At 70.3% G+C, this 21,522-nt stretch carries 14 protein-coding genes and 3 pseudogenes; 8 read left to right on the top strand and 9 right to left on the bottom strand.

All coding sequences use genetic code 11. The features are described from left to right. The first annotated feature begins 227 nt into the window (after positions 1–227). The 3 genes and pseudogenes from AB0L56_RS18985 (at position 228) to AB0L56_RS18975 (ending at position 4,573) form a co-directional block, all read left to right on the top strand. Positions 228–817, top strand: a pseudogene (locus AB0L56_RS18985) (PfkB family carbohydrate kinase). Between the two features lie 314 nt (positions 818–1,131). Next, on the top strand, positions 1,132–3,177 hold the full coding sequence (locus tag AB0L56_RS18980; protein WP_365424690.1) for an APC family permease: 2,046 nt from the start codon (positions 1,132–1,134) through the stop codon (positions 3,175–3,177). Positions 3,178–3,244: 67 nt separating this feature from the next. Continuing rightward, positions 3,245–4,573, top strand: coding sequence for a class I SAM-dependent RNA methyltransferase (locus AB0L56_RS18975; RefSeq protein WP_365424688.1), 1,329 nt, complete (start codon positions 3,245–3,247; stop codon positions 4,571–4,573). A 583-nt stretch (positions 4,574–5,156) separates the two neighbouring features. On the opposite strand, the gene AB0L56_RS18970 is transcribed toward AB0L56_RS18975, so the two are convergent. The 4 genes and pseudogenes from AB0L56_RS18970 to AB0L56_RS18955 all read right to left on the bottom strand — a co-directional run bounded on the left by AB0L56_RS18970 (position 5,157) and on the right by AB0L56_RS18955 (position 8,665). Further along, positions 5,157–5,639, bottom strand: a complete 483-nt coding sequence (locus AB0L56_RS18970; RefSeq protein ID WP_365424836.1) for a hypothetical protein — start codon at positions 5,637–5,639, stop codon at positions 5,157–5,159. Between the two features lie 243 nt (positions 5,640–5,882). Further along, positions 5,883–6,548, bottom strand: a pseudogene (locus tag AB0L56_RS18965) (undecaprenyl-diphosphate phosphatase); the annotation flags it as partial. Positions 6,549–6,599: 51 nt separating this feature from the next. Next, positions 6,600–7,233 (bottom strand): annotated as a pseudogene (locus AB0L56_RS18960) (alpha/beta fold hydrolase). A 400-nt stretch (positions 7,234–7,633) separates the two neighbouring features. Continuing rightward, positions 7,634–8,665 carry an LLM class flavin-dependent oxidoreductase gene (locus AB0L56_RS18955; RefSeq protein WP_365424686.1) on the bottom strand — a complete coding sequence of 344 codons (1,032 nt, stop codon included), beginning with the start codon at positions 8,663–8,665 and terminating at the stop codon, positions 7,634–7,636. Positions 8,666–9,085: 420 nt separating this feature from the next. On the opposite strand from AB0L56_RS18955, the gene AB0L56_RS18950 reads away from it, so the two are divergent. Beyond that, positions 9,086–9,892, top strand: coding sequence for an alpha/beta hydrolase (locus AB0L56_RS18950; protein WP_365424684.1), 807 nt, complete (start codon positions 9,086–9,088; stop codon positions 9,890–9,892). A gap of 5 nt (positions 9,893–9,897) precedes the next feature. Beyond that, positions 9,898–10,842, top strand: coding sequence for a TauD/TfdA family dioxygenase (locus AB0L56_RS18945; protein ID WP_365424682.1), 945 nt, complete (start codon positions 9,898–9,900; stop codon positions 10,840–10,842). Positions 10,843–10,910: 68 nt separating this feature from the next. Here AB0L56_RS18945 and AB0L56_RS18940 read toward each other — a convergent pair whose 3' ends face one another. The 5 genes from AB0L56_RS18940 to AB0L56_RS18920 form a co-directional block, all read right to left on the bottom strand. Continuing rightward, on the bottom strand, positions 10,911–11,747 hold the full coding sequence (locus AB0L56_RS18940) for an ABC transporter permease (protein ID WP_365424680.1): 837 nt from the start codon (positions 11,745–11,747) through the stop codon (positions 10,911–10,913). A 20-nt stretch (positions 11,748–11,767) separates the two neighbouring features. Next, positions 11,768–12,703: an ATP-binding cassette domain-containing protein gene (locus tag AB0L56_RS18935; protein ID WP_365424678.1), complete on the bottom strand. Its 936-nt coding sequence runs from the start codon at positions 12,701–12,703 to the stop codon at positions 11,768–11,770. A gap of 37 nt (positions 12,704–12,740) precedes the next feature. After that, a complete protein-coding gene (locus tag AB0L56_RS18930; protein WP_365424676.1) occupies positions 12,741–13,946 on the bottom strand; it encodes a lipase in 1,206 nt (401 codons plus the stop codon). Positions 13,947–14,060: 114 nt separating this feature from the next. Further along, entirely contained in the window at positions 14,061–15,323 is a 1,263-nt protein-coding gene (locus tag AB0L56_RS18925; protein ID WP_365424674.1) for a methylaspartate mutase, read from the bottom strand. Beyond that, complete coding sequence (locus tag AB0L56_RS18920; RefSeq protein ID WP_365424672.1) at positions 15,320–15,733, bottom strand: cobalamin-dependent protein; 414 nt, start codon at positions 15,731–15,733, stop codon at positions 15,320–15,322. Before AB0L56_RS18920 ends, AB0L56_RS18925 begins: the two co-directional genes overlap by 4 nt. A gap of 423 nt (positions 15,734–16,156) precedes the next feature. Between AB0L56_RS18920 and AB0L56_RS18915 the strand changes: the two genes are divergently transcribed. The 3 genes from AB0L56_RS18915 (at position 16,157) to AB0L56_RS18905 (ending at position 21,450) form a co-directional block, all read left to right on the top strand. After that, entirely contained in the window at positions 16,157–17,908 is a 1,752-nt protein-coding gene (locus AB0L56_RS18915) for a fatty acyl-AMP ligase (protein ID WP_365424670.1), read from the top strand. Between the two features lie 108 nt (positions 17,909–18,016). Further along, the gene (locus AB0L56_RS18910; protein WP_365424668.1) at positions 18,017–19,723 is read left to right on the top strand and encodes an acyl-CoA dehydrogenase family protein; all 1,707 of its coding nucleotides are present in this window, start codon (positions 18,017–18,019) and stop codon (positions 19,721–19,723) included. After that, on the top strand, positions 19,720–21,450 hold the full coding sequence (locus AB0L56_RS18905; RefSeq protein ID WP_365424666.1) for an acyl-CoA dehydrogenase family protein: 1,731 nt from the start codon (positions 19,720–19,722) through the stop codon (positions 21,448–21,450). Before AB0L56_RS18910 ends, AB0L56_RS18905 begins: the two co-directional genes overlap by 4 nt. Positions 21,451–21,522 lie beyond the last annotated feature (72 nt).

The raw sequence follows: 21,522 nt of genomic DNA, 5'->3' as shown, positions 1-21,522 counted from the left end.
GCTTCCTGCAGGCCCTTCGACCTTCATGACCTTCGTGCTCATGTCTCTCTTTCCGGCTCGCCAGGCGGGACATCGCGGCCCGGAGAAACCGGCCGCAAGGCAACATCATGCCGGGGGATCGCGGTCCTGACGCCCTCCGGGGCCCGGCCATCGCGTCCGCGTGCCGGACTCCAACGTATCCGCCCCACCGGGGAACGCCCGAGACCCGGGTGAGGAGCAAACCGGCCATGACCGTGGAGATAGACGTCCTCGTCATGGGCGGCGCGGGCGCGGACACGATCATGCATGTGCCCGAGCTGCCCGTAGCGCTCGCCGACAGCCACATGATCCGGCCGGGCATCGTCACCCGCGCGGGACAGCGGGGCGCCGTGCGTCGTCTCGCCACCGTCAGCCGGCACGCCCCCGTCGTCATCACCCAGCCTTGTGCGGGGGCCCTGCCCCTGCTGCGCGAGGCGGGCGTGAAGATCTCGGACCTCGTCTTCCTCCCCGCCGCGGCCCTGCCCGACCCGGAGGCCACCATGCGCAGGATGCCGGGCGCGGCAGGGCTCGGATCGTCATCGCCACCGCCGGGCCCGAGGGAGCGTTGCTGCTCGCCGACGGTGAGGCGACCCGCTTCCCCGCCGCCGAGCCCTCGGCACCGGTCCTGGACTCCAACGGGGCCGGCGACGCCTTCGCGGCCGCGTTCCTCTATGGCCCCCTCCGCGGCGAGCCGCCCCGTCACTGCGCCCGGATATGGGCGCGGGCGTCGGCCATCGGACCGTGGGCACTGCTCGCCGGAGTCGCCGCATCCGGCCCCGGCACGGTCAGCGGCGCGTGATGCTGCGCACGCTTGCCACGGTGAGGATGCCGAGGCCGATGAGCGCGGCCGTGGCGCCGATGAGTTCTGCGGTCGTGTGCATGGGACCTCCACGTGGCGTGGTGATGACGGCCGGGCGGCCGGTCATATCGGCCGGGTGACTGGTCATATGAGCACGGAACTTCCGCTCATCCAGGCATGACACTTCCGCGACCTGCGGAATCCGCGCCCCGGCCCCCGGTGAGTTCACCCGGAGAGCACAGGGCGTATGAATGCCGTATGGATGTGGGTGGCGGGTGGGGCACCCCTTGGCCGACGGCTTACGATCCACTGTTGTGTCCAAACTGACCGACGTGCCCAAACGGATCCTCATCGGGCGCGCACTACGCAGCGACCGGCTCGGGGAAACGCTTCTGCCGAAGCGCGTGGCACTCCCCGTGTTCGCCTCCGACCCGCTGTCCTCCGTGGCCTACGCCCCCGGCGAGGTGCTGCTGGTCCTGTCCATCGCGGGTCTGTCGGCGTACCACTTCAGCCCCTGGGTCGCCGCCGCGGTCGTCGTGCTGATGTTCACCGTGGTCGCCTCCTACCGCCAGAACGTCCGTGAGTACCCGAGCGGCGGCGGCGACTACGAGGTGGCCAACACCAACCTCGGCCCCAGGGCCGGACTGACCGTCGCCAGCGCCCTGCTCGTCGACTACGTCCTCACCGTCGCCGTGTCGATCTCCTCCGGGATCGAGAACCTGGGCTCGGCGATCCCGTTCGTCGTCGAGAACAAGGTGGCCTGCGCGATCGGCGTGATCGGGCTGCTGACACTGATGAACCTGCGCGGGGTGAAGGAGTCGGGCACGCTCTTCGCGATCCCCACGTACGTCTTCGTCGCGGGCGTCTTCACGATGATCGCGTGGGGAGCGTTCCGCGGGGTCGTGCTCGGTGACGACATGCGGGCACCGACCGCGGACTTCGAGATCAAACCCGAACACCCGGGCCTCGCCGGTTTCGCCCTGGTCTTCCTGCTCCTGCGCGCCTTCTCCTCCGGCTGCGCCGCGCTCACCGGCGTGGAGGCGATCTCCAACGGCGTCCCGGCCTTCCGCAAGCCCAAGTCGCGCAACGCGGCGAACACGCTCGCCATGATGGGCCTGCTCGCCGTCACCATGTTCTGCGGCATCATCGGGCTGGCCATGGCCACCGACGTCCGCATGGCCGAGAACCCCGCCAAGGACCTGATCCACGACGGCGCCCCGCTCGGCCCCGACTACGTTCAGGACCCGGTGATCTCCCAGGTCGCCGAGGCCGTCTTCGGCCACGACAGCCTGCTGTTCATGATCCTCGCCGCCGCCACCGCGCTGGTGCTGTTCCTCGCCGCGAACACCGCCTACAACGGCTTCCCGCTGCTCGGCTCGATCCTCGCCCAGGACCGCTACCTCCCCCGCCAGCTCCACACGCGCGGCGACCGCCTCGCCTTCTCCAACGGCATCGTGCTGCTCGCGGGCGCCGCCGGACTTCTGGTGTGGATCTACGGCGCCGACTCCACGCGGCTGATCCAGCTCTACATCGTCGGCGTGTTCGTCTCCTTCACGCTCAGCCAGACCGGCATGGTCCGGCACTGGAACCGGCTGCTGGCCACGGAGAAAGACCAGGCCAAGCGCCGCCACATGATCCGCTCCCGGGCCATCAACACCTTCGGCGCGTTCTTCACCGGCCTGGTCCTGGTCGTCGTGCTCGTCACCAAGTTCACCCACGGCGCCTGGGTCGCGCTGCTCGGCATGTGCATCTTCTACGCGACCATGACCGCGATCCGCAGGCACTACGACCGGGTCGCCGAGGAGATCGCGGCCCCGGAGACCCCGACCGACGACAGCGTACGGCCGTCCCGGGTCCACTCCGTCGTCCTCGTCTCCAAAATCCACCGCCCCACCCTGCGCGCGCTCGCCTACGCCAAGCTCATGTGCTCCGACACCCTGGAGGCGCTCAGCGTCAACGTGGACCCGGACGAGACCAGGGCACTGCGCGAGGAATGGGAGCGGCGCGGCATCGACGTACCCCTGAAGGTGCTCGACTCCCCCTACCGCGAGGTCACCCGCCCGGTGATCGAGTACGTCAAGAGCCTCCGCAAGGAGTCACCGCGCGACGTGGTGTCCGTGATCATCCCCGAGTATGTGGTCGGCCACTGGTACGAGCACCTGCTGCACAACCAGAGCGCGCTGCGGCTCAAGGGCCGGCTGCTGTTCACCCCGGGCGTGATGGTGACCTCGGTGCCCTACCAGCTGGAATCCTCCGAGAAGGCCAAGCGGCGGGCCCGCAGGCGGCAGGAATGGGCGGCACCCGGCTCGGTGCGCCGCGGCCCGGCCGAACGAGCAAAGGACTCCTCCACGGACACGTAGACTGGTGGGCTGTTGTCCCGGGCCCCTAGGGGCCGGTCCGCTCTCGATGTTGTGGAGTCACCCCGCCATGCAGGCAGAACCGAGGAAATCACTGGTGGGGGAGGAGTACGAGGTCGAGGTCGGCCCCGTCGCCCACGGCGGCCACTGCATCGCCCGTACGTCCGAGGGCCAGGTCCTCTTCGTCCGGCACGCCCTGCCCGGCGAACGCGTGATCGCGCAGGTCACGGAGGGTGAGGAGGGGGCGCGCTTCCTCCGCGCGGACGCGGTGCGGGTGCTGGACGCCTCCAAGGACCGCATCGACGCCCCCTGCCCGTTCGCCGGTCCCGGCCGCTGCGGCGGCTGCGACTGGCAGCACGCCAAGCCGGGCGCCCAGCGGCGCCTGAAGGGCGAGGTCGTGGCGGAGCAGCTGCGGCGACTGGCCGGGCTCACGCCGGAGGAGGCCGGCTGGGACGGCACCGTGATGCCGGCCGAGGGCGACAAGGTCCCCCCGGGGCAGGTCCCGGCCTGGCGCACGCGCGTGCAGTACGCCGTCACCGCCGACGGCCGCGCGGGACTGCGCCGGCACCGGTCGCACGAGGTCGAGCCGATCGACCACTGCCTGATCGCGGCGGAGGGCGTCAGCGAGCTGGGCATCGAGAAGCGGGACTGGACGGGCATGGACTCCGTCGAGGCGATCGCCGCGACGGGCTCCCAGGACCGCCAGGTGGTCCTCACCCCCAAGCCGGGCGCCCGCCTCCCCCTGGTCGAACTGGACCGCCCCGTCTCGGTCCTGCGCGTCGACGAACGCAACGGCCAGATCCACCGTGTCCACGGCCGCCCCTTCGTCCGCGAACGCGCGGACGGCCGTACCTACCGCGTCTCCGGCGGCGGCTTCTGGCAGGTCCACCCGAAGGCCCCCGACACCCTCGTCACCGCGGTCATGCAGGGCCTGCTGCCCCGCAAGGGGGACATGGCCCTCGACCTCTACTGCGGCGTCGGCCTGTTCACGGGCGCCCTGGCCGACCGAGTCGGCGAGGCGGGCGCGGTGCTCGGCATCGAGTCCGCCAAGCGCGCGGTGGAGGACGCCCGCCACAACCTCGCGGACTTCCCCCGCGTCCGCATCGAACAGGGCAAGGTCGAGTCGGTCCTGCCCCGCACCGGCATCACGGAGGTCGACCTCGTCGTCCTCGACCCACCCCGCGCCGGAGCCGGCCGCAAGACGGTGGCCCACCTCTCGTCCCTGGGCGCCCGCAGGATCGCATACGTGGCCTGCGACCCGGCGGCGCTGGCACGGGACCTGGCGTACTTCCGGGACGGGGGGTACCGGGTGCGGACGCTGCGGGTGTTCGACCTGTTTCCGATGACGGCGCATGTGGAGTGCGTCGCGATCCTGGAACCCGCTGGAAAAGGCTCCTGACCTGCGGTTTTCTGACTTCTTTCGTCGGCTCGACCTGTTTGGGAGGTGGGAACGGGTGGAGGCGGACGGTGTCGCGTGACCTGCGCATTCGTTTGAGGGGAGGGGTGTGTGGAGGTGGCGGAGCCCGTTGGTTCTTGCGGCTTGACGCACCAATGACGCACGGGCTGAAAGGCCGTCAGGTCGTTGGAGGGGCTGGAACAGGTGCGGAGGCGAGCTGGCCGGCTTCCTCGTACGCTCACGTTTGTCTTGCTGCTGAGCCGCAGCAGGGCAGCTGAGCTGCCCCGAGTTTTGTAGAGTCCGGTGATCTTGTTTCAGGCGGACTGTGGGGTGTTCCTGGTTTCGCCGGAACTCGCCTTCGTACTCGGCGGGCGGGACGTAGTCGAGGGCGGGGTGCAGACGTTCTTCGTTGTACCAGGTGACGCATGCGAGGCGGTCGGTCTAGCGAATCGACACGTATTGCGAGCCCCTGTCGCTGTGGTGAATGAGGCCGGAGTCCGTCTTGATCCTGTGTCTCCACAGGGCCTCTCCAGGGTGCCCAGCGGGAGTTCGGTGGGCATGTGGTTCGCGACCTGCCGGCCGACGATCACCCGCGAGTACACGTCCAGGACGAACGCCATGTACACCCAGCCCGACCAGGTGCGGGCATACGCCGCCTCGATGCCCTTGCCCTGCAGGGCACGGGACATCCATCGGGCCCCTTAGGTGGCCCCGGACTCGGCGTGGACTCCTCGATCAGCGGCATCAGCTGCTCGTCGCGGAGCCGGCGGGCGGACTTCGGCCGCCTTTTGCGGGCGAAATAGGTGGACGGCGACGGCTCCAGCACCCGGCAGACGGGATCGACCCCGAGAATCTGCTCGCGTAGGTGGTCGATCACTTGCTCGGGCTCGTCCGGGGACGGTCGATCTCCTGGGCAAAAAATATACTGGCCGCTTTGAGAATGTCGTTCGCCCGCTTCAACTCCGCGCTTTTCTTTGCGGAGTTGCTTGAGCTCGTCGCATTCGGCGATAGTCAGCCGGTCGTCCCGCTCGCCGCTGTCGGCCTCGGCTTGGCGGACCCAGCCGCGCAGGGCTTCGGGATGGATCCCGAGATCCGCGCGACATGCGCCACGGGTCGGCCGGTGGGCCGGACCTCACGGATTGCGGGCTCGCGAAGCTCGTCGGGGTATTACGCGGTGCTGCCATGGTGCCGGCGGATCTCCTTCGCCAGGATCGTAACCCTGGCAACAGGGACTTCATGCAACGGGGTGCAGCTCATTTTCACGATTCCCCCCATGTACTGTCCCCCGCTCGGCAGGGGACAAGAATTCCTTGACCGAGTCCTTGAGCTCGAAGAGGCCGGAGGCGAGGACGGCGGGGATGGCGAGCAGGAAGCAGTAGCGGGCGGCGGCTTCGCGGGTCTAGCCCATGAAGAGGCCGCCGCTGGTGGTGGCGCCGGAGCGGGACACCCCGGGGATGAGGGCCATGGCCTGGCACAGGCCGTAGATGAGGCCGTCTTTGGCGTTGAGGTCGTAGAGGGTCTTGCGCTGGATCGCCGATCGGTGGCGGCCGCCGCGCTCGTCGCTCGCGGCACGGCGGTCCGCGATCCCCAGGACGATGCCCATCACGATGAGCAAGGTCGCGGTCAGGCGCAGGTCGCGGAACGGGCCCTCGATCTGCTCCTTGAGGGTGACGCCGAGCACCCCGATGGGCATCGAGCCGATGATGAGCAGCCACCCCATCCGGGCATCCTGGTCCTGGCGCATCTTCTGGTTCACCAGGGAGCGGCACCAGGAGGTGACGATGCGCGCGATGTCCTGCCGGAAGTAGATCAGCACGGCGGTCTCGGTGCCGATCTGGCTGATCGCGGTGAAGGCCGCGCCGGGGTCGTTCCAGCCGGCGAAGGCCGCGATCAGCCGCAGGTGTGCGCTGGAGGAGACGGGGAGGAACTCGGTCAGGCCTTGGACCAGACCGAGGACGATGGACTCAAACCAGCCCATGGGGCTTGGGCCGTCGCAGTTGTGATCGTGCGTCGATGTGGTGTGTGGGATTCACAGGAGCAGTTGCTCGTCGATGACCCCGAGGATCTCCTCCTGGTGGTCGGTGAGGTGGAAGTGCCCGCCGCTGTAGGCGTGCAGCGCGAAGGACCCCGTGGTGTGGTCGCTCCAGGCACGTGCCTCTTCCTCGGTGACCATCCGGGTCCTCGTGGCCCATGAAGACGTGTACGGGACGGCTCAGTTGCCGGCCGGGGCGGTATCGGTAGGTCTCGGTGGCCTTGTAGTCGCTGCGCACCGCGGGCAGCGTCAGACGCAGCAGCTCCTCGTCACCGAGGACCTGTTCGGCGGTGCCGCTCAGTGAACGCAGCCGTGCGATCAGCTGGGCATCGGTGCCGAGGTGGACCGTGCCGCCGGCGCGATGACGGGAAGGGGCCGACCGGGCGGAGATGAAGAGCGCGTCCGGCGCCGTGCCCAACGCCTTCAGGCGGAGGGCCAGTTCGATGGCGACGGTGGCGCCCAGACTGTGGCCGAATAGGGCGACCGGTCCGCGGGCCTGGCGCCGCAGTACGGGCTGGAGTGCGTCGACGATCTCGTCGACCGACTCCAGCCGGGGCTCGGAGCGCCGGTCCTGCCGGCCGGGATACTGCACCGCCAGCACCTCGCGGCGGCCGTCGAGTCCGCGGGTCATCGGGAGGAAGAAGGCGGCACTGCCGCCGGCGTGCGGAAGGCAGACAGTTGCGCCTCCCCGGGATCCGCGTGTTGGTACCGGCGTATCCAGAGATCGTCGATGGTCGCGGTCCCCGTCATGGATCGTGCCGGCCTTCCGTAACACGCCTCGGCGGCGCGCGGCGTCCTGAGATGTTCCCTGACTGTGCCGTGCCGAGCAGATGCGGTTCCGGATACTACAGTCACTGCCCAGCCAATTCGCAGTCCGCCTTGAAAACAGTGCCGGAACAAACTCCGGTCCTTTGGCAAGGCTTTGCGGTTCGGGTCTTCCGTCAAATTGATAAGGATTCTCCGCTTCCGAGACTTTGGTTGAGGACAACCCATAACGAAAGTCGGTTGACGGCGGATCCCCGGCGATCCGGTCAAACCGTGCGGTGCGCGGCGAGGGCTCGCAGGAGGCGGGTGCGGTTACCGAACGGCATGGCGATAACGGTGTCGGCTCCGGCGGCCTCGTAGCGGGCGAGTCCGTCCGGGAGAGTGTCGGTCGTGGCGGGCAGGGAGACGAGGTCGATCAGGTCGTCGGAGAGTTCGGCGGCGGCGCCGCGTCGGTCTCCGGCGAGGAACCGCTCCTGGCAGGCGCGTGCCGACGCGCCGTGTCCGTAGCGGTCGGCGAGGTCGACGTAGAAGTTCTTCTCCCGTGACCCCATGCCGCCGAGGTAGAAGGTGATGAACGGGCGGATCTGGTTGCGCGCGGTGGCCAGGTCGTCGGCGAGCGCCATGGGAACAATCGGGGCGACATCCACGTCCGAGCGGTCCCGGCCGGCCTTCTTGATGCCGCGTAGGAGCGGTGCGGTCAGTTCCTCGGCGTGGGCGGGGCTGAACAGGAACGGGAGCCAGCCATCGGCCACGGCACCGGCCTGCTCGACGGTCCGGGCTCCGGAGACGCCCAGGTAGAGCGGTACCCGTCGGTCGGCCGGCGGTGTCAGCAGCTTGAACGGCTGGCCTTGCCCGAGGCCCTGGCCGTAGGCGGGGATGGTCCACTGCTCGCCCTGGTGGTCCACCGGCTTCCCGCTCAGCGCTGCCCGGATGACCTCGAGATACTCCCGGGTGCGGGCCAGGGGCTGGGTGAACGGCACGCCGTACCACCCTTCGGAGACCTGGGGGCCGGACAGGCCCAGGCCGAGCATGAATCGGCCGCCGGACAGGTCGTTGAGGGTGGCGGCGGCCGTCGCCACGGTGGTGGGCTGCCGGGCCGGTATCTGCAGGACGGCGGCGCCGAGCCGGACGCGTTCGGTGACGGCCGTCAGGTGGCCCAGCAGGGAGACCGCCTCCTGGCCCCAGGTCTCGGCGACCCACACGGAATCGAGTCCGAGCTCGTCGGCGAGCCGGGCGACTTCGATCTGCTCCTTGAGCCTGAACCAGGGCCAGTACGCGACAGCGACGCCAAGACGCACGGCTGCTCCTTCGGTGTGGTCGTTCGGGGCGGGAGTCCGGTGCCGCCGCGCTGAGGGGCGGAACACCTGCGTCGGATTGTTCGACGGAGAGCGTGGATTCTACATTTGACGCTGGTTCCTTTCGACAGTCTATTCCCCTCCGGGTTCCAGGGGGACTGCCGCGTGCACAACTTTCGTTGGGCAGGTCGATGGCGAAGGTCGCTTGACAGGAAACCGGCGGTTCGAAATACGCATTCTGGCGCCAGGAGAAATGTCTTGACGGTGGCTTGAAGATCCACTTAGTGTGCTGTGCGGAATACTGCAGCCACGGGGGAGAGCTCAAGGGGGGGCGACCTATGGTGTCCGCTCTTCTCGGACTTCACGAGCTGTAACCCCCTCCGTCGCTCTGCGCCAGTCCAGGGACATGAAGGGGAGGGGAACATGGCGTGGGCAGCCGTGAACGGCATACGGATGCACTACGACTCCGAGGGCAACGGGCAGCCGGTCGTCATGGTGATGGGGAGCGGCAGTCGGGGGAGGGTCTGGGACCTGCACCAGGTGCCCGCGCTCGTCGCCGCCGGCCACCGCGTCATCACCTTCGACAACCGGGGGATCCCGCCCACGGAGGAGTGCGCCGAAGGCTTCACCGTCGAGGACATGGTGGCGGACACCGCCGCCCTGGTCGAGCACCTCGATCTCGGGCCCTGTCTGTTCGTGGGCACTTCCATGGGCGCCCAGATCGTGCAGGAACTCGCGCTACTGCGACCCGAGTTGGTACGCAGAGCCGTACTGATGGCGACCCGCGGCCGGTCCGACACGATGCGGCGCGCCCTGGCCGAGGCGGAGATCGCGCTGCACGACTCGGGGCTGCGGCTGCCTCCCCAATACACGGCGGTGGTGCGCGCCCTGCAGAACCTCTCGCCGCGGACGCTGGCCGACTCCGGACAGATCTCGGACTGGCTCGACCTGTTCGAGATGTCGGCGCCGACCAGTCGGGGCGACCGTGTCCACATGGAGTTCTCGGCCATGGCCGACCGGCTCGCGGCCTACGCGGGGATCGGCCGGCCATGCCATGTGATCTCTTTCGCCGACGACCTCATCACCCCCGCCCATCTGGGCCGGGAAGTCGCGGACGCCATCCCCGGAGCGACGTACGACCTCGTGCCGGACTGCGGGCACTACGGCTATCTGGAGGACCCGGACACCGTGAACAAGATCATCATTGAGTTCTTCAGGCAGGAAGGATGACCCGGATGACCGACCTGGCCGCACTGCGCGCCTGGAAGCCCTTCGAGATCGCCGCCGACGGCGGGCAGGGCACTCCCGAGGCGCTGGCCGAACTGCTGCGCGGTCACGAGGACTTCGCGGGCCTGCTCACCCGTGAGAAGGCCGTCGTGTTCCGCGGCTTCCAGCTCACCGAGGAGACCCTGGACCCCGTCCTGGACCTCCTGCTGCCGAACCGTCTCGCCTATGTGCACGGCAACTCGCCCCGCACCAAGGTCGGCTCCAATGTGTACACCTCGACCGAGTACCCCCAGGAACTGACGATCTCGATGCACAACGAGCTGAGCTACGGCCACCGTTGGCCCTCGCGGCTCGTCTTCTTCTGTGCCACGGCACCCGCCACCGGCGGCGCCACGCCGATCGTCGACGGGGAGCTGTGGCTCGCCTCCCTCGACCCCGAGGTGCGCGAGGCGTACGCCGGCGGAGTGCGCTACACGCAGAACCTGCACGACGGCCTGGGGCTGGGCAAGAGCTGGCAGGAGACCTTCGAGACCACCGACCGGGCGGACGTGGAGGCGTTTCTGCGCGGTGCGGAGGCCGACTGGAAGTGGCTGCCCGACGGCACGCTGCGCATCACCCAGGTGCGGCACTCCACGATCGCCCACCCGGAGACCGGCGTCGAGGTCTGGTTCAACCAGTCCGACCAGTGGCACCCGGCGTCCCTCGGTGACGAGACGGCCGCCGAACTCGCGCAGATCCTGCCGGAGGAAGAGCTGCCGCAGTCGGTGACCTTCGCCGACGGCAAGGCCATTCCGGCGGAGTACGTCCTCCAGGTGCGGGACCGGGGCCTGGAGAACGCCGTCGACGTCGAGTGGCACCAGGGCGACCTGATGGTCATCGACAACCTCGCCGTGGGACACGGCCGGCGCTCCTTCACCGGTGCTCGCCGGGTCCTGGTCGCGATGACCGACTGACGCTCCACAGCGCGAAGGGGGCGGGACGCCCGGTCGGCGTCCCGCCCCCTTCACGTGCCCGGAACAGGTCAGCGGGTGAGCGGCCTGCGGAACCCGGCCACCGCCGCCCCCAGGGCCAGGGCCATCACCAGCAGGCTGGTGGCCACCGCGCCCAGTACATCGCCGCCCAGCGGCCAGTCCAGCGCCAGCGCCCGGGTGGCATCCACCGCGTAGGAGACGGGGTTGACCACCGCCACCGCGCGCAGCCAGCCGGGCAGCGCGTCCAGCGGGACGTACGCGCTGGAGGCGAACATGAGCGGGAACAGGGCCAGACCGCTGACGCTCTGCATGATCCGCGCGCTGCGCACCCAGGTGCCCAGGGCGATGAAGACCCAGGTCAGCGCCGCGATGACGAGGAGCGACAGGGCCAGCGCCGCGGCGCTGCCCGGTATGCCGCCGGCCGGGTCGAAACCGAAGAACAGCGTGGCGCACACCAGCAGCAGCACGGTCTGGGCGGTGGTGCGCAGCACGTCGGCGACGGCGCGGGCGACCAGGATCCAGTGCAACCCCACCGGCAGCGAACGGAAGCGGGTCAGCACCCCGTTGTCCATGTCCCGGATCAACTCGGCGCCGGAGCCGACGGCCGAGGTGATCCCGCTGGTGACCAGAATGGCCGGCATCAGGTAGTCGATGTAGCTCACGCCCGCCGGGAAGTGGTCCTGGGAGGCCATGCTGCCGAACACCTGGCTGAAGATGACCAGCAGGATCAGCGGCTGGACCAGGGTGAGCACGACGAGCCTGCGGTCGGCGACCAGTCCGCGCAGGCTGCGCCCGGTCAGCACGGCGAACTGGGCGCGTGCGCTCGCCGGCTGCCAGCGCCCGGGTGCCGCGGACCGGGCGCGGCCGGCGGGAACCGTGACAGTCATGGTGGTAACTCCTCGGAGGGTCAACGGGCCGCGGTCTCGGCCTTGGCGGCGATGGAGAGATAGACGTCGTCCAGCGACGGCTCCGACAGGGTGAGCCCCGTGACGGGCACCGCGGCCTCCTCGACGGCCCGGACGAGCTGCGCGAAGTCGTCGAAGTCGGCGACCGGCACGCTCACCGTGCCCTCCTCCGGTGTCTGTACGGCGGCGAAGCCGGACCGGCACAGCGCCTCGGCGACCTTGACGGCGTCCCCGCGCCGCGTCGTCGACAGCTGCGCCCGCCGCTCACCCACCCGGGACTTCAGCTCGCTCGGTGTGCCGGCCGCCACCACGGTGCCCTGGGAAAGGACGGCCACGGTGTCGGCGAGGCGCTCCGCCTCCTCCAGGTACTGCGTGGTGAGCAGCACGGTGGTGCCGTCCGCGACCAGGGCCTCGACGGTCTCCCACAGCGAGATCCGGCTGGCCGGGTCCAGCCCGGTGGACGGCTCGTCGAGGAAGATCACCCGCGGCCGGCCGACGAGGCTCGCGGCGAGATCGAGCCGCCTGCGCATCCCACCGGAGTAGGTACGGCACAGCCGGCGCCCGGCCGCGGTGAGGTCGAACACCTCCAGCAGCTCGTCGGCCCGCTCCCGGGCCTGCCGTGCACTGGCGCCCAGCAGCCGGGCGATCAGCACCAGGTTGTCGTACCCGGACAGCTTCTCGTCGACGGAGGCGAACTGGCCGGTCAGCCCGATGCAGCCGCGGACGGCCCGGCTGTCGCGGACCACGTCGTGGCCCGCCACCGTCGCGCTCCCGCCGCTCGGCGGCAGCAGCGTGGCGAGGATGTTCACGAGCGTGGTCTTCCCGGCGCCGTTGTGCCCGAGCAGCCCGAGCACCCTGCCCTCCGCCACCTCCAGACTGACCCCGCGCAGGGCGTGCACCCCGTCGTAGGACTTGGTGAGGTCCCTCGTGCTGATCATCGATGCGGCCATGCATTCCCCCGTCGGTCCGGCCGGTTCAGCCGCCCGAGCGACCCGGGCGGAGCAGGTGAAGGTCGAAGAAGTCGGTGACGATCGCGCGTTCGCGGTTCACCACCGTCTTCGGGGCGGCGGTGCCGATCAGCCGGGCGGTGCGCGACGCGGGCAGTCCCGCCCGGCCGCGCAGCTGCGGCAGCAGTGCCTGGAAGTCGCTGAACGAGTAGTGCGCGGTGCCCTCCAGCCGACGGACGGACACCGAGGCCGGCGAGCTGTCGTGCAGTCGGGCCGGCAGCGCCTCGGCGGGTGTCGCCGTTGATCCCACCATGAGGAAAGGGCGGTCGAGCCCGCTGCGCACCAGGCGGTCCAGCTCCGGCCAGGAGCGCCGGGCGGGCGTCACATGGAACCCGTCGAGATCCAGCCCCGCGTCGATCCGCGGGTCCCGTGCCATGGTCTCGGCCGCGGTGATGCCGCCCGCAGAGTGACCGAACATCCCGATCCGGTCCAGGTCCAGCTGTGCGCCCAGGCCTGCGGGCAACGCGCGCCGCGTGCCGGGCCAGGCAAGCGCGTCCAGGACGAATGCGGTGTCCGCGGCGCGCACCCGCATGCGCCGGGCCAGTTCCTCGTCGCTGCCGTCGCCCGTCTGCAGGGCCCGCGCGATCCGGCCGTGCCCGAAATCCACCCCGAGGGATTCGTAGGTGTGGTCCATCGTCACCACTACGTAGCCGCGGCCGGCGAGTTCCTCGACCAGCACCGTGCCCCAGGAACGGGAGGTGCCCAGGCCGGGCGAGTACAGGATCACCGGCCGGCTCCGGGCGGGCTCGGCCGGCGGCGCGCCGAGAGCCGCGTGCGTCGTCACCGCGGACCAGTCGACCCGCCCGGTGGGCAGGCCGAGGATGCGGGATGCGGCCGCCGAGAAGTCCCGGGCGACGCCGGCTGGCATCCAGCGGGCCCGGGGCCGCCCGGCCGTGTCGCCCGCCGGATACCAGACGCTGACCATGAGCTCCCGCGGGCCGTGGTGCGTGAAGGGATCGGTCCGCTGCCGGTCGACCAGTCTGAGATCCGCCCGGCCGATGGCGTACGGCCCATTGGGCGCCGGCAGCCGGGGCACCACGGTGGCCGCCGGGTCGGCACGGACGGTACGGGAGGCGGGCGACGGCGGGGGCTGCAGACAGAGGCCGGCGAGTAGCAGCACGACGGCCGCCGCCGACAGGGCGGCGAACAGGGGGAGGGGGCGGCGCAGGTTCATGGGTCCAAGATCCCCGCGGCGCGTGCCTGTCACCTCTGCGGAAGGGCATGACCTGCCCCTTCCGCTCGGCACGTATGCGGCCTGCCGAAAGTGATCCGAACAGCGGGCTGTCGTTCATGAGTCGTACGCCCGCCGGACGAAGGTCAGGGAGTCCAGCAGCCCCGCCGCCGTCATGGTGGCCGCGTCCGGTAGTCCTGCCGTGCGAGGCAGGGGCAGGTCGCCGGTGGCGGACCAGCGCAGCCGGCCCCGGGGGTCGATGAGGCTCCTGGTCCGGCCCCGGTTGTCCGGATGCAGACAGAACGGCACGTCCAGCAGGCCCCGGTCGAAGGCGCGGACCAGGGCCGTGCCCAGGTCCGGGTGCAGCTCGCGGACGGCGTGCACGAGCGCGCGGGCCTCCGCGTAGACCGTGCCGTCGGCCTCGGCCGGCGGTGGCCCCGGTCCCTCCGGGCGGCTGTGCTCCGCGGTGTGCGCGGCCAGTTCGAGAGCGGCCACGTTCTCGGCGATCGTCGGGATGCGATGGGCCTCGGCCGCGGTCTTCACGATCAGCCGGGCGGCTCCCGCCTGTACGGCGAGCCGGGCCGCGGACTCCAGCAGACGCTGCGCCCCCCGCACCGTGCCGGGATACAGGCCCATGTACGCGTACAGGACGCTGTGCCACCGCACGTCGTGGGGCAGTTCCTCGGCGGCCAGCCGGTGCAGCGCCGCCAGTGCTTCCGCGTCCTGCTCGGCGCTGGTCTGCTGGGCGTAGCTGAGGGAGATGCAGCGCAGCCCGTGCTGGGCGAAGAAGAGTCCTTCCAGCACGCTCAGCGCCACCAGCAGGCTGGGCGGGCAGAGCTGGCCGAGCATACAGCCGCCGAACGACTCCAGATGCGGCTGAGTGTCCGGTCCTCCCGCTGCGGCCAGCAGCTCGCAGCTCTCCGCCCAGTGCCGCACCGACTCGCGCAGCGGGGTACGGCTGTAGGGCAGGCAGTAGGAGACCGGGCCGCCCTCGGTCGCATGCAGGCCTGCCGCGATCAGTTCGGCGAACAGCGCCTGGGGGCGGGCGGATCCGTGGCGGACCTGGACCGGAAACGTCTCGTCTTGGACGCCGTCGAGGAGGGCCCGGGTCGCCTCCGCGCCGTGTGCCAGCAGCGGGTAGCCGTTGAGCGGCAGGTTCTGCGCCACCGCGGCCCGGGCGGCGGCGAAGTCGCCGACGCGGGTGTAGCTGTCCAGGGTGATGGTGCCCACGGTCACCCCTTCGGCCTGCCGGGTGCGCTCCAGCCCGACGCGCATCCGCGCCCGGCTGCCGAACCCCATCCGGGGCTGCACGACGAGCCGGCCGCGCGAGCGGGCCGTGGTCACGAAGGAGCCGAAGTCGTGGTCCGCCGGAGCCGTCATGCCGCGGCCGCGCGGTGCCGGTTCAGGAAGTGTTCGAAGGCACCGAGGTCCCCGTTGTCGAAGACGGCGTCGAAGCCGGCGTCCAGGAGTCTGCGCGTGCATCCGGCATTGCGCAGCCCGTCCGTCCCGAGCTTGCCGCCGATCACCACCGGAAGATGGCGCATATCACTCTGCTGTCTGATCGCCCGGATGGCCTGAAGTCCGTCGGTGAACCCATGGCCGTTGACGCTGCTGAGGACGACGAGTTCCGGCCGCAGTTCGCGACAGGTATGGACGAGAAGGTCATCCGGAACGCAGGAGCCGAGATTACTGACCGTGTATCCACGCTCCTCAAGGAAGAGGTGTACGTAGATTAAATTCCAGGTGTGCGCATCTGACGAGGTGCCAGATATAAGTACCGTTCCCCCCACGGTCAAACACCCTCTCCAGCGAATGGCAGTTGGATGATCGATCGGACAGTATGCACCCCTCTGTTGGGGTGTCAAGGTCAAGTCGACCGGCCTCGGGCTATGGCCTTTTAATCGCTTGACAAACCCGAGGTTCTGGTCCTGCCGCGAGCAGTTGCGAGTGCATGACCTTAGTTGGGCATGGGCTGACCAAAGTGGGTTGACCCGCTCTTGAGTAGGTGTTTGATACTGGCCGAGGTGGTGGTCCGACGCCTGTGAAGGTTCGCCGGAGGGGGTTGACTGCATCAGTCAACGATCCTTAGGGTCACAGAAGTTGACCTTGGGCATCAGACGATCGTCAGTGGACGTAACGCCGATTGGATTCGCGAGATCGACGAATGGCAGCCGTGTCGGGACGGTGCGGCGCCACGGGGGAGGATCTTGTACATGCATGCCAATTTGACCGAGGCGATCCGCAAAAACGTCGCGGATCGCGGTACGAGTACAGCGGTCACATTCCTATCCGATTTCACTGCCGACGACGGTCGAATATCCCTAACTTATGCGGAACTCGACCGAAGGGCCCGCTCGGTGGCCGCGGCACTGCTGAAACGGTGCGCACCCGGGGACCGCGCCCTGCTGCTGTACCCCGAGGGCCTGGAATTCGCCACTGCCTTTGTCGGCTGTCTCTACGCCGGTGTCGTGGCCGTGCCCTCACCGCTTCCTGGCCGATACCGCCACCACCAGCGCCGCGTTTCCGTCATCGCCGCCGACGCCGACGTCGCCGCGGTCCTCACCGAGAGCCGCACCCTCGCGGAGGTCGGCGACTGGGCCGAGGCCTTCGACCGCGACCGCGACACGCTGTTGGTCACCGATACCCTCGACGAGCCTCCGCTGGCCGTGGAATCACTGCCCCGGCTCGACCACGGCTCCGTCGCCCTGCTGCAGTACACCTCGGGCTCGACGGGCGACCCCAAGGGCGTCGTCCTCACCCACGGCAATCTGCTGCACAACGTCGAGAGCCTGTCCCGGACCTTCGGCCTCGACGACGGAACCCGCTTCGGCTCCTGGATCCCGCACTACCACGACATGGGCCTGATGGGCATTCTGCTGCCGCCGCTGTATCTCGGCAGCTCCTGTGTCCTCATGAGCCCCACCACCTTCCTCAAGCGGCCGTACTGGTGGCTGCGCATGATCGACGAATTCGACATCGCCTGGTCCGCAGGCCCCAACTTCGCTTACGAACTGTGCAGCCGTCAGATCACCGACGAACAGCTCGCGGGTCTCGACCTGTCCCGCTGGAAGTTCGCCAACAACGGCTCGGAGCCCGTCCAGGCGGCCACCCTCACCGCCTTCGCCAAGCGCTTCGCCGCCGCGGGCCTGCGCACCGAAGCCCTCAACCCCTGCTACGGCATGGCCGAGGCCACCGTCTTCGTCAGCGGCTCCGGACACCGCGAGCCCGTGGTGCTCCGCGTCGACGAGCGGCGTCTGGAGAGTGGCACCCTCGTGCCTGTCCCCGGGGCCGACCCCGGCAGGGACGTCGTCTCCTGCGGCTTCCCGCACGACTACGACGTACGCATCGTCCAACCCGACAGCCGGCGCGCACTGCCCGAAGGGAAGATCGGCGAGATCTGGCTGCGCGGCCCGAGCATTGGCCAGGGCTACTGGGACAACGCCGAGGCCACCGAGCGGACCTTCAACGGCACGGTCGCGGACACCGGCACCAAGAGTGGATATCTGCGTACCGGGGACCTGGGCGCCGTACTGGACGGCGAGCTGTTCATCACGGGCCGGCTCAAGGAGATGCTCATCCTGCGCGGCCGCAACCTCTACCCGCAGGACATCGAGTACGAGGCACGCCAGCACCACCCCGAACTGCACGGCACGTTCGGCGCTGCCTTCACCGTGCCCGTCCAGGACGAGGAGGGCCGCGAGGAGGAACTCCTCGTCCTCGTCCACGAACTGCGCGGCCGGCACACCGAGGACGAGCTGGAGAGGCTGGCCAGCTCCATCCGCCGCACCGTCTTCACCGAGTTCGGCGCGCACCTGTCCGGACTCGCCCTGGTCCGCCGCGGCGCCGTACAGCGCACCACGAGCGGCAAGATCCAGCGTCTGCAGATGCGGGAACTATTCCGCGTCGGAGAGGTCTCCGCGCTCATCGCCCAGCTCGACCCGCGCCTGGAGCGAGTCACCGCGTAACCACGCAGCACACCGGCCCCTCCGCACGCAGCGAACAGGTGCCGGATCACGACCAGTTCCCCGGGGGCCGCATCCGGCCCGGGGAAGCCATACAACGGGGGATCCACAGTGCCGCACACCTCTGTGCTCAGACTCGATCAGTTCCTGCGCCGGTCCGACTCCGGCGACGGCGCCCTCAGCCCCGGCACGATGGCGGTGCTGGACCACTCCGAGGCCTTCCCCGCCGAAGCCTGTCGCGCGCTCGACGACTTCGGCCTCGCCGCGCACTACGTCGACGCCCGCCACGGCGGTCTCCTCGGCGACCACGACGAACTGGTCCAGCTCCTGCGCACCGTGGCCCGCCGCGATCTGACGGTTGCCGTCGCCCACGGCAAGACGTTCCTCGGCACCGCCCCCGTCCAGGTCGCGGGCAGCGAGCAGCAGGCGGCCGCGCTCGCCGCCGAGGTGCGCGCCGGTGCCGTCGCCTCCTGGGCCCTGACCGAGCGCCACCACGGCAGCGACCTCCTCGCCGGAGAGCTCACCGCCCGGCGCACCGGGCAGGGCTGGCGGCTCGACGGGGAGAAGTGGCTCATCAACAACGCCACGCGGGGCCGGTTCCTGTGCGTCCTCGCACGCACCGACGAGCGCGGCGGCCCACGGGGCTTCAGCCTCTTCCTGGTCGACAAGGACCGGCTGGCTCCCGGCAGCCACCGGTTACTGCCCAAGGTGCACACCCACGGCATCCGGGGCGCCGACATCAGCGGCATCGCCTTCGACGGCGCCCTGCTGCCCGACGAGGCCCTCGTCGGCGCGGAAGGCGCCGGCGCCGAGACGGTCCTGAAGACCCTCCAGCTGACCCGCACCGTGTGCACCGCCCTCTCGCTCGGCGCACTCGACCACGGACTGCGGATCGCCGCCGAGTACGCGCTCGGCCGACACCTCTATCGGCGCCGGCTCAGCGACCTGCCGCGTGTGCGCCGCATCCTGGGCGAGGCCTGCGCCGGACTGATCGTCGCCGAAGCGGTCACCACCGTCGCCGCCCGCGCCATCCACACCCTGACCGCCGAGATGGGCGTCGTCGCCTCCGTCACCAAGGCGTTCGTGCCCACCCTCGCCCAGGAAACCCTCGACCGGCTCAGCGAACTACTCGGCGTCCGCAGCTTCCTGAGCGACGGCACCTACCTCGACGGCGCCTTCGCCAAGCTCGACCGCGACCACCGCATCGTCGCCGTTTTCGACGGCAGCACCGCCGTCAACCGCAACCTGCTCATCGACCACTTCCCGGTCCTCGCCCGTGCCTGGCGCCGCGGCACGGCCGACCGGGACGCCGTCACCGCGACAATGCCCGGCAGCCCACCGCCGCCCTTCGAGCCGCACCGGCTGCGACTGCTGTCGACCCGGGGCTGCAGCCTCGTACAACTGCTGCCCGAAGCGCTCGAGCGACTGCGTGCCGGTGTCCGTGAGGGGCAGCTGCCGCGCGAGGCGGCCCGCATGGCGGACGAGCTCACCGGCCTCGTCGAAGCGGTGCACACCGGGATGGAGCACCAGGAACGCACGGTCCGCGACGTCCCGCAGTCCGCCTTCGACCTGGCCGCCCAGTACGAGCTGTGCTTCGCGGCCGCCACCCTGGTGCACCTGTGGCTGGACAGCGCCCGCACCCCGTACGACGGGCTGTGGCTCCAGGCCGGCCTCGCTCTCGTCCTCAACCGGCTCGGCATCGCCGCCGACGAGACACGGGCCGCCGCCTACGACCAGCTGGCCGACCGGCTGCTCGCCACCACCGGCGGCGCGCCGCCGTCCCTGCCGGCCCTCTACGCGCAGGAAGGCGTCCAGTGACCACGGCACCGCCCACCACCGCCGTCCCCGCACGGCTGCGCACCCTGGAGTCCGCGCTCGGTGACCCCTTCGCCGACGACAACCCGCTCGGCCTGCGCGCCGTCCTCCAGGCCGACGAGCGCGGCGAGATGTTCGAGGCCGGAGAACAGGCACTGCAGGAGTACGGCCTGGGCGCGGAGTTCGTGCCCACCGCGCTCGGCGGCCGGCTCGACCGGCTCGACCACCTCGTGGAGATCATGCGCTCGGTCTACCGGCGCGACCCCTGCCTCGGACTGGGCTACGGCGCCAGCTCATTCATCGCCGGTGTCAACCTGTGGACCGCGGGCGGCGACGAGCAGCGCCGCACGGCCGCCGAACTGCTCCGCTCCGGCCGCCGGGTGGCCGTCGCCTACCACGAGCTGGCCCACGGCAACGACATGGCCGGCACCGAGTTCACCGCACTGCCCGGACCGGACGGTCTCCTCCTCAACGGCCGCAAGGAGATCATCACCAACGTCCAGCGCGCCGAGGCCGTCGTGGTCTTCGCCCGCACCGCCGAACGCCCCGGCAGCCGCAGCCACTCCCAGTTGTTCGTCGACAAGTCCCAGGTGCCCGCCGGGCACATGACCTATCTGCCCCGCTTCCGCACCAGCGGCATGCGCGGAGTGCAACTGGGCGGCATCGAGTTCCGCGACTGCCCGCTGCCCGCAAACGCCGTCCTCGGCAACCCGGGCCAGGGACTGGAGACCGCGCTGCGCTCCTTCCAGGTCACCCGCACCACCCTGGTGGCGATGTTCACCGGCCTCGTCGACACGGCCCTGAGCATCACCGTCCGCCACGTCAAGGGCCGCCGCTTGTACGGCCGTACGGCCGCCGACCTTGCGCACCTGCGCTCGGTGCTCGCCGCCGCGTTCTCGGACCTGATGACCGCCGACTGCTTCGCGACCGTGGCCACCCGTGCCCTGCACCTGGTGCCGGAGCAGACCCCAATCCACGCACAGGCCGTGAAGTTCTTCGTGTCCAAGACCCTCATGGAGGTCATGAACCAGCTCTCGGCCGTGATGGGAGCCCACTTCTACATCTGTGAGGGAGCCTCCGCCCCCTTTCAGAAGCTCTTGCGCGACGTCCAGCCCGCAGGCTTCGGGCACGCGGCGCGCGCCGCGTGCCAGGTGTCGCTGCTGCCCCAGCTCCCGCTGCTCGCCAGGCGGTCCTGGCTCGGTGAGACCGGCGCGCCGGCCGCGCTGTTCCGGCCCGGCGCCGACCTGCCGCCCTTCGACTTCGGCCGGCTCGTCATCAGCGCCGCCGGCCGCGAGAGCCTGAGCACCTCGCTGGCCGCCGGGCTCGCCGCCATGCCGGACGGCACCGGTCCGGCGTACACCGCGCTGCGCGCGCACGGCGAGCACTTCGCCCGCGAACTCGTCGCCATGGCCGAGGAGTGTGCCGTGCTCTCCCCGGCCGAGCTGTCGGTCGGGGCGAGCTCGGCCGCCTACGACCTGACCACCCGCTATGTGAAGGTCCTCGTCGCCGCGGCCTGCTTCGAGACCTGGCGGCACGCGCAGGGCACCGACGACACCTTCCTCGCCGACCCGGCCTGGGCGGCCGCGGCCCTGCACCGGCTGCGCACCCCGCTCGGCACGCAGCCGCCCTCACTGCCCGACCACCTCCAACAGCCCCTGTGGGACGAGCTGCTGGACCGCTGTGCCCGCTCGCAGGGCCTCGGTCTGCTGCCCCGGCCGCTCGCCGACTGAGCCCACCCGACCCACCTCCTCGGGTCCAGACCCGAGCACGGCAGCGGGCCCGCCACGGCGGTCCGCGCCGAC

This window comes from Streptomyces sp. NPDC052079 (genome assembly GCF_040680275.1).
Classification (GTDB): Bacteria; Actinomycetota; Actinomycetes; order Streptomycetales; family Streptomycetaceae; genus Streptomyces.
This window is presented reverse-complemented; position numbering and strand designations above follow the sequence as displayed.